Raw genomic sequence first — 14,791 nt, 5'->3', positions numbered from 1 at the left:
GACCTCCAGGGTGTCGGAGCGGTTCCTTAGACAGCTCCACTCCACGCCCGGAGGTCTTCGCCTACCAAGCTCATTCAGACCGTGTCGTCACACGATCTCGACCAACGTGCCCGATCAGTACAGCTAGCCGGAGTCGCGATCAGCATGCTGTGGCTCTGGCTCACCGTCCTGCTCGTCGTGTTCGGAGCAGCTGTCAACGGCGAGTCGGAGAGGCAGACCCGTCACGACTCCACGACAGGCCCTGAGCGCCCGATGGGCCAGCGGGGCGCGGTCGTCGCCGACAGCACGCCGTCCCGCGTCAAGCGCGGTTGACGAGACCAGCGTCGTTCCGCCGCATCCGCTCCGTGGCCGGGCCCCTGCGCGACGCTCTGTGCTGTTCGGGATTCCGCGCGGCGCGTCGTTCGGGGCACGGGAGCCAGGGACTGGACCGATCGCCGTACCCTTCAGCCCTCCGATGACCGCCGGTTGGGTTCGCAGCAGACCTTCGCCCGCGGCCGGGTGTCGAGTCCCAGCAAGCATTCGGATCGAGGAGTGGCGAGGTCAGGACCTACACGCCCGCTGACTAGGACGCGCTCGTCGACCTGTTTGCCCGAGTGGGCGCAGACTCGCCGACTGGCGACCTGTGGAGGCACCTGCCGTCCGAGCGAATGGTGTATCTCGACCCCTACATCGAGCGCTGCCCCGACACTCTCTTCCTCGCTGAAGCCGATGGTCGCCTGGTCGGCTACCTCACTGGCTGTCCGGACGGTGCGCTCTTGCCCGGAGAGGACGATCGCATGACCCAGGCGATCATCCGGCACAAGGTGATGCTCAGACCGCGTTCGGTGCCGTTCTTCGCCAGGAGCCTGTTCGACGTCGTCCGAGCAAAGGTGCGAAGCGTGGAGGTGGCGTCGGGTGAGGGTGTGGATCAACGCTGGCCCGCTCACCTGCACATCAACCTCGTGCCTGAGGCGCGCGGGACCGGCGCCGCGAACGAGCTGATGACCGCTTGGCAGAGCTGGCTCACACACGTCGGGAGTCCTGGCTGCCACCTGCAGACCTTGGTCGAGAACTCGCGGGCCACGCGGTTCTTCGAGAAGTGCGGATTCGTCCCGCACGGTTCGACGCCCTTGGTGCCGGGTGTTCGATTCCGGGGAAAGCCTGTGCATCAGCAGACCATGGTCTGGTCTCCCTCGCAGCAGGGTTGAGCCCCTACTGGGCGATGTCTTTCCGAGGGTCTCGTGGCCACGACGCCATGGCTACGAGCGGACGCCGGCACAAGCCCGAGGAGTGTCACTCCGCCGCCTGCCAGCGACATCCGCATGTGCCGTAAGCGGTGACCTGTCGAGCTGGCCCGGGCGCTCAGCCACCACGCGGGCTCGAGCAACGACGGTGATAGGCACGCGGTGCGCAACCCTCGGCGCCAACGCGACCCCCTGAGTTCTTGTGCGGCGCGGGGGCCTCCAGGGCTGCGCCACCCTGGCGCTGTTGACGATCCGCATCTCGACAGTCACGCCCTCTCGGGTCGCGCGGGTGCTGGGCGTGCCCAAGATCATGGCGTCGCGCTATTTGATCGATCCAAGTCGTGCCCGAGACTGAGGGTCATCGCTACGCCACATCGCGACTCCAAGGGATTGTCCATGACCAACCAGATCCGCCTCACTGACGAGCTCAACGCTCTCTACGCCAGCTACGTCGAGTCCATCAACGATGCTGTCGCGGCCGACGACCTGGCCCTCGCCGCCGAGCTCGCTGACTCCTACGACCGGGACGCGATCTTGCTGATGGCCGAGCGAGAGGGGCGCCAGGACCTGCTGTCGCACTTCGGCTTGACGCAGGATGGTGGCCGCATCAGCGTGCAGCGCGATACGCCGCTGCGTCGGCTCGTGAAGAGTGTCGCTGCACTGCGCTCCGCCTGAGCGACCAGTGCCGAGCCGGGTGGCGTACCCGCCTGCACGGCCGGATCAGTGGACTAGACCAAGCGTCGATCGATCCCGCGGTTGGGGTCCCATTGGGTACACCGGCAGCGTCCGTGCCGGGCCACTCCAGCCACGCGTGGCGCCGTCTCCGGCGTCCGACCACCTCCGCAGGGGGCAACTGTGTTCGGTCGAGCTCGCATCAGCGGCCTGGTGGCGCTCGTCGTCACCGCGTCCTTGGCCGCGACTCCCAGCGCGGCCCCTGGAGAGGCGTCGGCGCGCCGTACAGCCTCGACGTCACACGGGGCCGTGGCAGCGGCGAAGCCCAACATCATCTTCTTCCTCGCCGACGACATGGCGACCTACCACCTTCGCCACATGCCCAACACGCGACGTCACGTGTTCGCGAGGGGCGCCCGGTTCACCAACTTCTACGCCAACGTCAGCCTGTGCTGTCCCTCGCGCGCGTCGCTCCTGACGGGGAAGTACGCACACAACACCGGTATCGGTGGCAACGCGTTCCCGGACGGCTTCCACGGCTTCCACGTCGGTGACGAGTCGAAGCGGACCTTCGCGGTCGCGCTGCGCCGGCGTGCCGGTTACACCACCGGCCTGCTGGGCAAGTACCTCAACGAGTACCCGTTCGTGGAGTCGGCGCCCCGCAACGCGGTCCCGCGCACCTTCGTGCCACCGGGCTGGTCGGACTGGGCGGTCCCCATCAGTGGCCAGTACTACGGAGTGGACTACCTGCTCAACCGCAACGGCCGCATCCTGCGCAAGCGCGGCCCGCGCGACTATCTCGGGGACCTGCTCGCGAGACGTGCCTTGCGCAAGATCGAGAAGAACGAGGACGGAGGCGGCCTGGCGCTGGTGTTCGCTTCCTACGGCCCGCACATGCCCGAGCCCGCGTCGCCCAGGGAGAAGGGCGACCCGGTCCTGGCCGCCCGGATCGCGCGCCAGTCGCTGCCGAGGACGCCCGACTTCGATGAAGCCGACGTCGGGGACAAGCCGCGCCGCCTCCGGCGCTTGGACCGGATCTCCGCCACGCGCGAGGCACGCATCGACCGCATCTTCCGCCGTCAGTTGTTGTCGCTGGCGAGCCTCGACCGCTACGTCGGCGAGGTGGTGTCAGCGCTGAGGCGGACCGGGCAGCTCGACAACACCTACCTCGTCTTCAGCAGTGACAACGGCTACCACATGGGCCACCACCGTCTGCCGATCGGCAAGAACCTGCCTTACCTGACCGACGTACGGGTGCCGATGGGGATCCGCGGCCCCGGCATCGCGCCCGGCACGATCGTTCGCGACGTCACCGGCACCATCGACGTGGCGCCCACGTTCGCCGACATGGCGGGCATCGAGCTCGCCTGGGTCCACGACGGTGAGTCCGTGCTGCCGCTGGCGAAGGGCACGCAAGCCGAGGCGTGGCGACGTTTCTTCCTGATCCAGAGAGGGGCCGTCGGGGACGTGCCCGGCCGTCCGGCAGCAGAGCCGGCACGTCCGGAGGAACGTCGCGCCGCGGTGCTGGGAGGAGGTTGGCGTGGCGTCGTCAGCCAACGCTGGCAGTACGTCAGGTGGGGCTCGGGTGAGGAGGAGCTGTACGACGGCGCCATCGACCCGTACCAGCTGGACAACGTCCTCGCGGTGCCGATCGAGGAGCGGACCCCGGAGCAGCGGCAGGCGCTGGACGATGCCCGGGCCGCCCTCGCGCGGCTCACAGGGTGTGTCGGCGCGGCAGAGTGCCGGGTCGGCTGAGCGCGGTGTCGGCCGAGCGCCTCGTGGCGCAGCGCGGGTCGGGAGGGCGCATGCGAGGAGTCAGGTCCTGCGCAGTGGCGTTGGTGCTGGTCTCCATGGCGGCTGGGTGCAGCGCGGAGCGCCGGCCGAGCAGCGAGCCGCGCCCGCCGGGCTCGTCCTCAGAGGCCCCATCCACGGGCTTGGCGTCGACTGACGCCCCTGCTCGCAGCTCCAAGGGCCCGATCTCGCAGGCGAGGCGCGAGAAGCTTGACGCGTTCCTGAGCAGGGTGCAGTTCCTGGACCGCGTCGGCCCTGAGCTCGAGCTGCGCGAGGTGGAGTACACCTCACGCACCGACGCGGTGGCCGAGCTTCTCTGGGATCGTCCGAGCTGGGACAACGCGGGCACGGTGATCGCCACGACGGACGACAGCTGGGCGCACGCCTCACGTCTCTTCATCGCGCACGATCTCGCGGACCTCGTCGCCTACGCCCCGCTGGGTGGCGGCGCGGTGGCCGTCAAGGCCGAGCGCCAGTCGCCCCGCAAGAACTACCCGGGCTTCGTCCTCTACCCGAACGGCACGACGAAGCCGCTGCGGGTCCTGGAGCCGCAGCCGCGTGAGAGCGGAGACAGGCTCCTGGACCTCGACCGCTGGGGCAGCATCCTGTACTCGATCGGCCGGGTCGACACCCGCCGCCTGTGGGCGGCTGACATCGATGCCGCTGAGATCTACCCGGTCGAGGGCTCGCGGTTCGGAGGCGTCTGGCAGCGCGTGCCAGGCCGCGACGGCACGATCATGAGCATCCAGGGCTTCAAGCGCCGCGACCAGAAGTGGACCTTCGAGACCAGCGCTGACCAGGGCCACACCTGGACCACCGCGGAGGTTCCTCTGCCGGCCGGCAGGTCTGCTGGCGGATCGGACCTCGTCTCGAGCACGATCTCGCACATTGCCGTTGGCCCGGGCCGGCTGCAGGCGACTGTCTCGACGACCTATCTCGAGGACATGCCGTTGTACCTCGACGCGCTGTGGCAGACCGAGGACGAGGAGACGTTCCGTCGGATCGCCTTGCCACGGGACCGGCCACTGTTCGGCGGCATCGCGTACGCGTCGGACGGCGCGCTACTCCTGGCTGAGGTGCAAGGCGCCGACACGTGGTGCGGGGCCGGCGTCAGCGGCACGTGTACGCGACACGGCAGGATGTGGCGATTCGCACCCGGGAGCACCGAGCCAGAGCTTCTCAGCGGTGCACCGAGATTGCTCGGGCCCTTCTGGGCCGTGGGGATCAGTACCTCCGGAGGGGTCATCGTCGCTCGCACCGGAATGCGGACGATAGCCGTCTCCACGGACGGGTATCGCTGGACCGAGGTCACTCCGGGCTCGTAGGGGCCCGTTCGATTCGCATGATGCCTGCGTTGGCGAACGCACCGGTGCACTTCCGCGCAGGTGATCCGCACCCGGTTCTTGCCCGTAGCTGTGGCTCTGTGTGTTGGAATCTGCCCACTGCGTGCCGGGAGGCGCGTAGTCGGCCGATGAATTACACGATTGATCTTCACTCATCGGCGTGGCGGGCTTGACTCAGGGACCATACGATCCCTCACGTGCAACAACAGCCTCATTGGTCACAGACGTCACAGCGCGCCCGCGCAGCACTGCCAGCGCAGTCAGCGGTGCCCGCGTTGCAGCGCGTCGTACGGCGGGTGGGACGGGCGACCAAGCTGGTCGCCGGCGTGCTGGCGCTCCTCGCGCTGGCCATGCCGACCACCGTCGACAGGATCAGCCTGACGACGTCGACCTACCTGTGCTCGGGGTATGCAGGCTGCCAGGCCGCCGGCTACGGCAACTACGGCTACCGCCAGGCGTCCTCCACGATGTACTGGCGCATGTACACCGGGCACAACTGCACCAACTACGTCGCCTACCGGCTGGTCCAGTCCGGCATGCCGAACGTCCGGCCCTGGGACGGCAGCGGCAACGCCTCCAACTGGGGCGTCGCGATGGCCTCCATCACCGACCAGACCCCCACGGTCGGGTCCGTCGCCTGGTACAAGCCGCACGTGACGCCGGCAGGGTCCAACGGCCACGTCGCCATCGTGGAACAGGTCATCTCCGACACCGAGATCATCGTCTCGGAGGACTACTGGGGCGGTGACTTCCACTGGCGGCGCGTCACCAAGTCCGGCGGGGGCTGGCCCACGGGGTTCATCCACTTCAACGACCGCGTGGTCGCGCCCACGACGGCTCCTGCCATCGTCGGGTCTCCTGCGGTCGGAGCACCCCTGGAGGTCGCCGCCGGCGCGTGGACGCCCACGCCCTCCAGCGTCACCGTCCGTTGGCTTGCCGACGGTGCTGCCATCCCCGGCGCCACCGCTCCCAGCTATGTCCCCACGCCCGACGTGAAGGGCAAGGCCCTCACCGCGGAGGTGACGGCAGAGCTGAGCGGCTACACCGCCGGGCGGGCAGTGCTCGCCACCGCTCCCGTCGCGCCCGGGACGTTCCAGCCCACGGCGCAGCCGACGATCCAGGGTGTTGCGGAGGTCGGTCAGACGTTGACCCTCACGGCCTCGTCGTGGTCGCCGCAACCCGCGAAGGTCACGACGCAGTGGTACGCCGACGGGGTGGCCCTCGACGGTGCCACCGGGGCCTCGCTCGTCCTCACCCGCGACCACATCGACACGCGCATCAGTGCGCGCACCATCGCGAGCGCGACCGGCTACCGGAAGTCGAGGTCGACCGCGGTCGAGACCGGGCCGGTGCTCGCCAAGCCGGTCGCCATCACCAGCCCGTCGCGCGTGAAGGGCACGCCCGAGGTGGGCAGCAAGCTCGTTGCCCGTGCCGGGAGCGTCAAGCCCTCCGACGCGACGGCCACCTACGCCTGGCTCCGGGACGGCAAGCGCATCGCCAAGGCCACGAACCCCACCTACACGGTCCGCAAGGGCGACGTCGGCCGTAGCCTGTCGGTCGAGATCACCCTGTCGCGACGACACTTCCGCAGCACCACGGAGGCGGTCGCCGTGCCGATGGTGACGACCACGCCCACGCTCAAGGTGCGCCCCGACGCCACGCGGAAGCGCGTCGCCGTGGACGTTCGCGTACGCGCTCCCGGAGCGTCGCGGCCGGACGGGGCGGTCACCGTCAGCGTCGGAGGACGCACGGTCGAGGTCCAGCTCGTCAGGGGCAGGGCGCGGGCCGTCGTGCGGGGCGTCCGTCCGGGCACCAAGCCGGTGGTTGTGCGCTACGCGGGGACCGAGGTCGTGCGACCTGCAGTCGCTCGTACGAGCGTCGAGGTGCCGCAGCGCGCGAAGCGGTGATGCCCGGCAGGTCGGTCGACCGGCAGGAGGCTCTCTCGCAGGCCCGGTGGCGCTCACTCGCCGGACACCTCGGTCGCGACGCGGCGCCGGAACTAGGCTCCGGCAGATGGCGGAGTACCAGGTGACCCGGTGGCGCGACCTTCCGTCGATGGTCGCGGCCCGGGCGGACGACGAGACCGTGAAGTCCGAGCTCGCACCCCGGTTCCAGGAGGCGATCGACGAGGCCGCGATGCGGCTCGGTGACACGGGGGCCGACGACTACCTGGCGGGCTGGGAACGGTCCCCGTGGACCGAGGCCGACGGTACGCCGAGCGAGGTGCTCGACCGGGTCGTCGCCGAGCTCGACGCGGCGTGGCCGGCCGACCGGATCGCCGGCTATCTCGACGAGCTGGGCACGTGAACCGGCTCGGGGCGCTGCTGCCCGCGGACCGTCCGGTCCTGCTCGACGGCGGCATGGGCACGCTGCTCCAGGACAGCGGCCTCGAGGCCGGCGTACCGGGAGAGCTCTGGAACCTCGAGAACCCCGACGCGGTGCGCGCGGCGCACGCGGCGTACGCCGACGCGGGGGCGCGGCTGCTGACGACCAACACCTTCGGGGGCACCCGGCCGCGCCTGGACCTGCACGGGCTCGGCGACCGCGTCGGCGAGGTGAACCGGACGGCGGCGCAGCTCGCACGATCGGTGGCGGACGAGCACGGGCTGCTCGTCGCCGGCGACCTCGGCCCGACCGGCGAGCTGCTGGCGCCGCTCGGGACCCTGACCCGCGAGGACGCCCAGGCGCTGTTCGCCGAACAGCTCACTGCGCTGGTCGAGGGCGGGATCGACCTGGTGCTGGTCGAGACGCTGAGCGACCTCGGTGAGGCCGACGCCGCCCTCGCCGCGGCGCGAGAGGTCGCGCCCGGCCTTCCGGTCGCGGTGACGATGAGCTTCGACACCAACCTGCGCACCATGATGGGCGTACGCCCGGGCGACGCGGTGGCGCACCTTGCCGCGGCAGGTGCCGACGCCGCGGGGGCCAACTGCGGTCGCGGTCCCGAGGAGATGGAGATCATCGCCGCGGAGATGGCGCAGGCCCGCACCGACGACATCCTCCTGGTCGCCCAGTCCAACGCCGGCCTTCCGCAGGTGGTGGGCGACCACTTCGAGTACGACGCCACCGCTGGCGACATGGCTTCGCACGCCACCCGGTTGGCCCGGCTCGGGATCGACCTGGTCGGCGGATGCTGCGGCTCGACGCCGGCGCACATCGCCGCCATGGGCGCCGCCCTGGTCCCGGGCTGAGCCTCTGTCCCACCGATCAGGAGTGCCTGGGCCAGGCCCAGGCGGAGCGGAGGATGTAGGCGAGGATTACCACCTCGACCGCGACGCCGAGGCCGTAGAAGTACAGCCACGGGTCGGGCACGAAGGCCTGGCCGACCACGTTGAACACCGCGATCGGGATGCAGACCGATGCCACGACGAGGTTGAGCGTGCGGTTCGCGCGGGCGGGCAGTGCCATGGAGAGCAGGATCATGAGCGCCGGGACCCCCACGATCGTGAGCGCGGTGACGACGAAGGTCTGGCTGGTGTCGAACTCGAAGGCGACGCCGGCCAGGATGTCGTCGACTGCGCCGGGCTTGTACAGGTGCAGGTAGTCGACGTAGATGTAGAAGAACATGAAGCTGGTCCAGGCAGCGGCGAGCCTCGCCCTGACCGGCGCGGGCGGGTCGTGCAGGACTGTCGTGGTCGGGGTGTCGGTCCTGGTGTCGGTCGTGGTGTGGGTCGTGGTGTGGGTCGGGGTGCTCATGGTCGCTTCTCTCTTCGTGGGTGTCGATCCAACGATGACCGGATGCGGGACCGGGGCCATCGGTCTGCCGGCCTGCGCTTCCTGACCTCTGGTACGAGGGACGTCCGACCGTTCGGCTGATCCGCGCCGGATCGCCTCGTCACTCGTGCGAACATCGGAGCATGCCTGCCGGACCGGAGTTCGTCAGACCGCCGCGCGCTCACCAGGGCCCCATCCACCTGGCGGCGCCGGATGCCACGTGGGCGAGGCAGTACGCCGAGGTAGCGGCTCGGATCAGGGAGGCGTTGGGGTCGTTCGCGGTGGTCGTGGAGCACGTCGGCTCCACGTCGGTGCCGGGACTGGCGACCAAGCCGTTCATCGACGTCCGCCTGCTGGTCGCGGACCCGAGCGACGAGGCGGCGTACGTGCCCGGGCTCGAGGCAGCCGGCTTCCTGCTGCACGTTCGGGAGCCGGACTGGCACCAGCACCGCTTCTTCAGGGCGCATGACCCTGAGGTCCAGGTCCATGTCTTCGCCGTGGGCTCCGCGGAGGCGCAGCGGATGCTGCTGTTCCGGGACCGGCTCCGGGCGAACCCGGATGACAGGAAGCTGTACGAGGAGACGAAGCGGCAGCTCGCGGCCAGGAGCTGGGCGCGGATCCAGGACTACGCCGACGCCAAGTCCGACGTGGTGGAGGAGATCATCGCGCGGGCCGGCGGGGGGGCGCCTGGGTACTGATCAGAGACCCGGCCGCCCGATGTCACCAGATGAGGATCCGTCTGACGATCCGGTGCGAGGGGAGCATCGCCGGGGGACGGAAAACGAGCGACACTGGGGGGATAACGCGATCCGGGGACGGAGGTGTCGATGGAACCGATCTCGATGACGCCGGACGCTGACCTCCTGGAGGGGCTGCGGCGGCACCGCGCCGAGCTGCGCGAGTCGATGGGCGCGCTGGAGGCGGCGTTGGCCGCGCCGGCCGCCGGGGACAGGGCGCGCTGGGCCCAACGGGTGCACGTGGCCGCCGTGGAGCTCGCCGGCGACTTCCGCGAGCACGTCGACATCACCGAGGGTCCTGACGGGCTGTACCGCGAGGTCCTCACGACCTCGCCACGGCTGTCCGGGGCCGTCAGCATCCTCACGCACGAGCACGCGCTGATCCGCGGCCAGGTCGACAGCCTCCTGACGCGGGTCGCTGCGTCGGACGTCAGCACTGACGCCGACAAGGTCCGCGATCTCGGTACCGCGCTCCTGGGGAGGCTCGTCCGACACCGTCAACGAGGCGCCGACCTCGTCTTCGAGGCGTACGAGTTCGACATCGGGGGCGAGACCTGACCGAAGCCGCGAGCCGCGGCTCCCTCCTACGACGCCGTGCGGGGCCAGGTCCAGGCGGAGCGGAGGATGTAGGCGAGGAGGATCACCTCGACCAGGGCGCCGAGGCCGTAGAAGTAGATCCACCACTCGCCGACCACGTTGAACGCGGAGACGGGGACGTAGAGCGCGGCCACGACGAGGTTGAGCGTGCGGGTCGCGCGCGCCGGCAGGGCCGTGGACAGCAGGATCATCAGGCTCGGGATCCCCACGAGCGCGAGTGACGTGACGACGAAGGTCTGGCTGATGTCGAACTCGAAGACGACGCCGGCCAGGATGTCGTCGACTGCGCCGGGCTTGTAGAGGTGCAGGTAGTCGACGTAGATGTAGAAGAACATGAAGCTTGCCCACGCTGCGGCGAGCCTCGCCCTGACCGGCGCGGGCGGGTCGTGCAGGGCGGTCGTGGTCGGGCTGTCGGTCGTGGTCCTGGTCGTGGTGCTCACGGTCTCTTCCTTCTCCTCGGGGTGTCGCTCCAACGATGACCGGATGTCTGCTCGGCTCCATCGGTCTGCTGGCTCGCTCCTGCCGGCCTCTGGTACGAGGGACCCCTGACCGTTCGGCTGATCCGCGACCGCCCGGGGCGCGGGGCCGGCTCATCACCTGAGGCGCAGCCCACACCTCCTCACGACATGCGCCCCGCCGGACGGGGTACAGGCGTGCAACTGCACCTCGCCGTGCAGGGGCTCAAGACCATGGGCACGCCAGGTTCACGCGTCACCAGGAGACATCGATGTCGATCATGTACGTCCGCTCGATCGGCCAGGTGGTGGGCATGCTCAGCGCGGCCGTGGTCCACGCGGCCACGACGCTGCTCCCGACAGGCCGCAGCACACAGCGCTGAGGGCATGCGCCCTCGCCCTCGCACGAGGTCGGAGCGGACGCGGCCGCGCCCCCCACCACCAGACCCCCAAGGAGTCTCCGATGTTCCTCTTCTTCAGCAACCGACTCGGCTGTGCCGGCTCGCTGCTCGTCTCGCTGGCCATCACCGCGCTCCTGCTGCTGATCTTCGTGTTCTAGCGGTTGCGCGGGCTCGAGCAGGGCAGGTGGACTCGGGAGAAACCCCCGTGTCCGTGGAAGACCTTGCGCGCTGACGCCGCGAGGTCGGTGCTCGTCGCCGGATCCCGGTCCGTGCCGAGGTTCCTGGCGTAGCGGGGGTGGGCCCCTCCGGAGACCTGCAGGCGGAGGCGACTTCCGGGCGTGAAGCGATGCGCCAGGGCGTCGAGCCGGAGCATGATGGTCCCGTTCGCGTCGGCCGGTCCCAGCCTACGGAATCCGTCGCTCACGTTGATGGACCGACCGTCCTGCCGCACCTCGCACAGGCGTACGAAGAGGTCGGCGTACGGGTTGTCGGTCTCGTGGACGACTTCGACGACCGGGTTCCCCAGCACTTCCAGGGGTGCGGACAGTGGTGGACTGGTGAACGTCACCACGTCCGCGCGTCCTTCGAGCTTCCGGTTGTCGCGACGACCGCCGATCGCCGGGTTGACCACGCGGCCACCGACCGCCGGGGTGGGATCGGCCGGGTCGTACGTGAAGGTCGTCGGGCCGGCGACGGAGGACGGCGGGGCCTCGCCGAGCCCACCCCCGGGGTGGAGGTAGAACACCCGGTCGTCGGTCGGTGGCGGCCACGTCTGCAGGTCCCGCCACTCCTCGGCGCCGGGCACGTAGATGCGCACCGGACCCGGCCGCGACCGCCCGCCGGCGCCGGCGAGGTGCTCGGCCAGCCAGTCCAGCGCCTCCGTCATGATGGTTGCAGCGCCCTTGGTGGCCGTCTCGACGTGGGTCCAGGGTCCGATGGTGAGTCCGACCTCGACGTCGCGCTGCTGCAACCGGTCGTGCTGCTCGATCATCTGGGCGACGAACCGGTCCTGCCAGCCTGCCTGGAGCAGCACCGGCACGGTGACCCGCTCGAGAGCCTGACCCAGGCGCATGCGGCGCCACACTGGGTTCTCGGGGTCCGTCGCCAGGAGCCAGTCCCGGTACGGCATGCCGCTGCCCGCGAAGAGGCTGTCCTGTGCCCTGACGAGAGGGAGGTCCCGGAACGCTGGTCCCAGCCGTCGGCTCGACGTCGCCGCGCGCGCGACTCCCCTGATCGGCCTGACCTCCAGGTGCCCCAGGGCGTCCATGAGACCCACGACCTCTTCGAGGGAGAAGGCTCCGGCTCCGTGTGCCACCCAGTGGGCGTCGTGCCCAGCGACGGCGACCACCGCCGTGACCAGCTCCGGGGGAGGATCCACCATCACAGCCCATGCCGTGTTCCCCAGGTAGGAGGCTCCCCAGAGCGCGAGGCGGCCGTCGAACCAGGGCTGCTTCCGCAGCCACGCGACCGCGTCGGCTCCGTCGGCTGTCTCCTGGCTGAACGGGTCGAAGTCCCCTCCGGAGCCGGACGTCCCGCGGCATGCCTGGTTCACCACCTGGTAGCCGTGGCCTGCGAAGAAGCCCGCCGTGAGCCGGGCGATCACCCCGTCGAGGCCGTACGGCGTGCGGATGAGCACCGTGCCCGACGACCCGGCGGCCGGGAGGTAGACGTCGGTCAGGAGCTCCACGCCGTCACGCATGGGGACTCGCTCCCGGCCCACCGTGCAGTCGTGTCGCCCCGGTGGCATCCGCAGCACGCGAGCGAGCGCGGCCCCGAGCGGATGCCGCCCCCCGGACCTCATGCGCCGCCGACCCACGCCAGCAGCTCCATCTCTTCCTCGTCCCGAGGACCGAAGTGGCCCCCGTCCACCCAGACCACCTCTCCGTCGACCAGGTGCTGCGACCACCACGCCGCATGACTCGGCGGGACCGAGGCGTCCTCGCGAGCCAACATCACCCTGGTGGGCACGACGACGTCGCTGATGGCGAAGCCCCATCCAGCGACCACTGCCAGGAAGTCGTCGACGTAGCCCCACGGGCCTGGTCGGACCGCCTCGCTGAAGGCCTCGTGCAGCATCCGTCGGTCGTCCTCCGGCAGGGACTCCAGACCGGGCATCCCGGACCTGAGCCAGGCAACCCCCTCCTCCAGCTCGCCGAGCAGGTACTCCTCGCCGAGGTCGCGGGCCTGTCGCCAGAAGACGCGATCCTCGTCCTCGAGATCGGCGAAGAAGTCGAGACCGACGGCATCGAGCGGCGGACCGCACACGATCGCCGCGCAGCGGGTCACCCGCTCCGGGGCCAGCGCGGCGACCGCGAACGCGGGTGGTCCGCCGCCGGACACTCCCGCCACGCCGAAACGCTCCAGTCCGAAGAAGTCCGCGATCGCCGTCACGTCCGCCGCGGAGTCGGACACCGTACGACCGCCCGCACGGCTCGACTCCCCGTAGCCCGGCCGGTCGTAGGTGAGCACGCGCACCCCGGCGCGCTCGTACTGATCGCCCGGGTGGCGCAGGTAGCGGCTGCCCGGCGTGCCGTGCAGCCAGAACACCGGACTGCCGTCGGGCGGCCCCCACTGGCAGACCGCCAGCACCCGACCGTCGCCGGCTGGAACCATCGTGGTCGCGTGCACGAGCACCTCCTCCGGAGGTCTCCAGAGTAGGCGTTCCGTCCGGCCCCGCGCTCGGTGCGGAACGTCTCCCGGCACCCCTCCGTCACATGGACGTGAGGATCCTCCTGGCCGTGTCGACCCTGCTGCTCGTCGTCGCCTGCGGCGAGGAGGGACTGACGGCCGTGGATCCTCCGACCGCGACACCGAACGGGCCGGCCCCGACGGCCACGACCACGGCCGGGGTGCGACACGACGAGACCGGGCCTGACGGCCCGCCCCCGTTCCGCGTCCGGTACGACGGACAGGAGCTCGTGCTCCACCCGCACACCTACTGCTACGACACCGGGTGCGTCGACGGGGTCGACGCGAACCCGCCCGACATCGGGTCACCGGCCGAGATCCAGGTGTACGTGCCGGTGGAGGAGTTCGCGCTGTCGGTCCACGCCCGGGAGCTGATCCGCCCGCCGCAGCCGGACCAACCCTCCTTCGACGCCACGTGCGGGGGCCGCAGCCTCGAGGTGCCGGTCGAGGACCTCGGCGACGGGTGGTACTCCGTCCGGGCCGCCGGGCCCGCGGCGCACTACGACATCCAGCTGTTCGCCCAGGGGGGCGGCGACATGATCGGGAGCCTGCGCTGGCGTACGCCGAGCGCCGGATGGATGCCGGACCCGTCGGCGCGGCTGGCGCTGATCGCGGACCACGACGGCGAGCCCGACAGCTACGGCCTCGAGCTCGCCGTCGAGGACCTCGCCGAGACCCCGACGGACGTCAGCGCCGAGATCGAGGTGACGGCCGCCAACGGGAGGTCGATGACGTTCGCGGCCGAGGAGTCCGTGGACAGGTGCCGCAGCGCCGGGGACCTCTACTTCGACCGTCCCGACGGCCCCGCGAGGAAGGCCGCCGGCCTCGGCGACTTCCCGTTCACGACCACCGTGACGCTCACACTGGACGGGCGCACCTACCGGGCCACTGCCGTTTACCCGGACGACGAGATCGAGGGCAACGAGCCGAGCGTTGCGCTCCAGTTCGTTCCCGGGCTCCCCGGACTCTGAAGCCCCGTCGAAACCCTGGCGTTGCTCGCGGACCGTCGCTCCACACCGCCGGGGCGTTCACGCTACGGATCTCGCATCCGGGCCCCTCACGTCGGCTACAGGCTTGTCCCCGCCCGGGCCGGTCAGACCGCTGGGTCCCTCAGCGCTCCCTCAGCGCTCCCTAGGTGTCACCTCAACGCCTCATCGCACTGTCTTCCCATCA

General features: G+C 70.3%; 15 protein-coding genes. 11 read left to right on the top strand and 4 right to left on the bottom strand.

Annotated elements, in window-relative coordinates:
- Positions 1 to 144 precede the first annotated feature (144 nt).
- From IEZ24_RS10925 to IEZ24_RS10890, 8 genes are all read left to right on the top strand, one after another.
- Complete coding sequence (locus IEZ24_RS10925) at positions 145 to 312, top strand: hypothetical protein (protein WP_207206700.1); 168 nt, start codon at positions 145 to 147, stop codon at positions 310 to 312.
- Between the two features lie 335 nt (positions 313 to 647).
- Entirely contained in the window at positions 648 to 1,187 is a 540-nt protein-coding gene (locus IEZ24_RS10920) for a GNAT family N-acetyltransferase (RefSeq protein WP_129453674.1), read from the top strand.
- Positions 1,188 to 1,619: 432 nt separating this feature from the next.
- Positions 1,620 to 1,898: a hypothetical protein gene (locus IEZ24_RS10915; RefSeq protein ID WP_129453673.1), complete on the top strand. Its 279-nt coding sequence runs from the start codon at positions 1,620 to 1,622 to the stop codon at positions 1,896 to 1,898.
- Positions 1,899 to 2,204: 306 nt separating this feature from the next.
- Positions 2,205 to 3,650: a sulfatase family protein gene (locus IEZ24_RS10910; protein ID WP_129453672.1), complete on the top strand. Its 1,446-nt coding sequence runs from the start codon at positions 2,205 to 2,207 to the stop codon at positions 3,648 to 3,650.
- Between the two features lie 266 nt (positions 3,651 to 3,916).
- Positions 3,917 to 5,011: a hypothetical protein gene (locus tag IEZ24_RS10905; protein ID WP_129453671.1), complete on the top strand. Its 1,095-nt coding sequence runs from the start codon at positions 3,917 to 3,919 to the stop codon at positions 5,009 to 5,011.
- Between the two features lie 284 nt (positions 5,012 to 5,295).
- The gene (locus tag IEZ24_RS10900; protein WP_129453670.1) at positions 5,296 to 6,936 is read left to right on the top strand and encodes a CHAP domain-containing protein; all 1,641 of its coding nucleotides are present in this window, start codon (positions 5,296 to 5,298) and stop codon (positions 6,934 to 6,936) included.
- A 106-nt stretch (positions 6,937 to 7,042) separates the two neighbouring features.
- The gene (locus IEZ24_RS10895) at positions 7,043 to 7,336 is read left to right on the top strand and encodes a virulence factor (protein WP_129453669.1); all 294 of its coding nucleotides are present in this window, start codon (positions 7,043 to 7,045) and stop codon (positions 7,334 to 7,336) included.
- The gene (locus IEZ24_RS10890; RefSeq protein ID WP_207206699.1) at positions 7,333 to 8,217 is read left to right on the top strand and encodes a homocysteine S-methyltransferase family protein; all 885 of its coding nucleotides are present in this window, start codon (positions 7,333 to 7,335) and stop codon (positions 8,215 to 8,217) included. The genes IEZ24_RS10895 and IEZ24_RS10890 overlap by 4 nt, the downstream gene beginning before the upstream one ends.
- Positions 8,218 to 8,233: 16 nt before the next feature.
- On the opposite strand, the gene IEZ24_RS10885 is transcribed toward IEZ24_RS10890, so the two are convergent.
- Positions 8,234 to 8,722, bottom strand: a complete 489-nt coding sequence (locus IEZ24_RS10885) for a DUF6326 family protein (protein ID WP_129453668.1) — start codon at positions 8,720 to 8,722, stop codon at positions 8,234 to 8,236.
- Between the two features lie 161 nt (positions 8,723 to 8,883).
- Between IEZ24_RS10885 and IEZ24_RS10880 the strand changes: the two genes are divergently transcribed.
- Both IEZ24_RS10880 and IEZ24_RS10875 read left to right on the top strand, forming a co-directional pair.
- A complete protein-coding gene (locus IEZ24_RS10880) occupies positions 8,884 to 9,438 on the top strand; it encodes a GrpB family protein (protein WP_129453667.1) in 555 nt (184 codons plus the stop codon).
- Between the two features lie 129 nt (positions 9,439 to 9,567).
- Entirely contained in the window at positions 9,568 to 10,035 is a 468-nt protein-coding gene (locus tag IEZ24_RS10875; protein ID WP_129453666.1) for a hemerythrin domain-containing protein, read from the top strand.
- A gap of 26 nt (positions 10,036 to 10,061) precedes the next feature.
- Here IEZ24_RS10875 and IEZ24_RS10870 read toward each other — a convergent pair whose 3' ends face one another.
- The 3 genes from IEZ24_RS10870 to IEZ24_RS10860 form a co-directional block, all read right to left on the bottom strand.
- Positions 10,062 to 10,514, bottom strand: a complete 453-nt coding sequence (locus IEZ24_RS10870) for a DUF6326 family protein (protein WP_242498386.1) — start codon at positions 10,512 to 10,514, stop codon at positions 10,062 to 10,064.
- A gap of 570 nt (positions 10,515 to 11,084) precedes the next feature.
- The gene (locus IEZ24_RS10865; RefSeq protein ID WP_224745151.1) at positions 11,085 to 12,629 is read right to left on the bottom strand and encodes a CocE/NonD family hydrolase; all 1,545 of its coding nucleotides are present in this window, start codon (positions 12,627 to 12,629) and stop codon (positions 11,085 to 11,087) included.
- A 98-nt stretch (positions 12,630 to 12,727) separates the two neighbouring features.
- Positions 12,728 to 13,558: an alpha/beta fold hydrolase gene (locus IEZ24_RS10860; protein ID WP_129453664.1), complete on the bottom strand. Its 831-nt coding sequence runs from the start codon at positions 13,556 to 13,558 to the stop codon at positions 12,728 to 12,730.
- 86 nt (positions 13,559 to 13,644) lie between these two features.
- Here IEZ24_RS10860 and IEZ24_RS10855 point away from each other — a divergent pair, with 86 nt between their 5' ends.
- On the top strand, positions 13,645 to 14,589 hold the full coding sequence (locus IEZ24_RS10855; protein WP_129453663.1) for a hypothetical protein: 945 nt from the start codon (positions 13,645 to 13,647) through the stop codon (positions 14,587 to 14,589).
- Positions 14,590 to 14,791: the final 202 nt, after the last annotated feature.

Source organism: Nocardioides ganghwensis (assembly GCF_014779655.1).
Classification (GTDB): domain Bacteria; phylum Actinomycetota; class Actinomycetes; order Propionibacteriales; family Nocardioidaceae; genus Nocardioides; species Nocardioides ganghwensis.
This window is presented reverse-complemented; position numbering and strand designations above follow the sequence as displayed.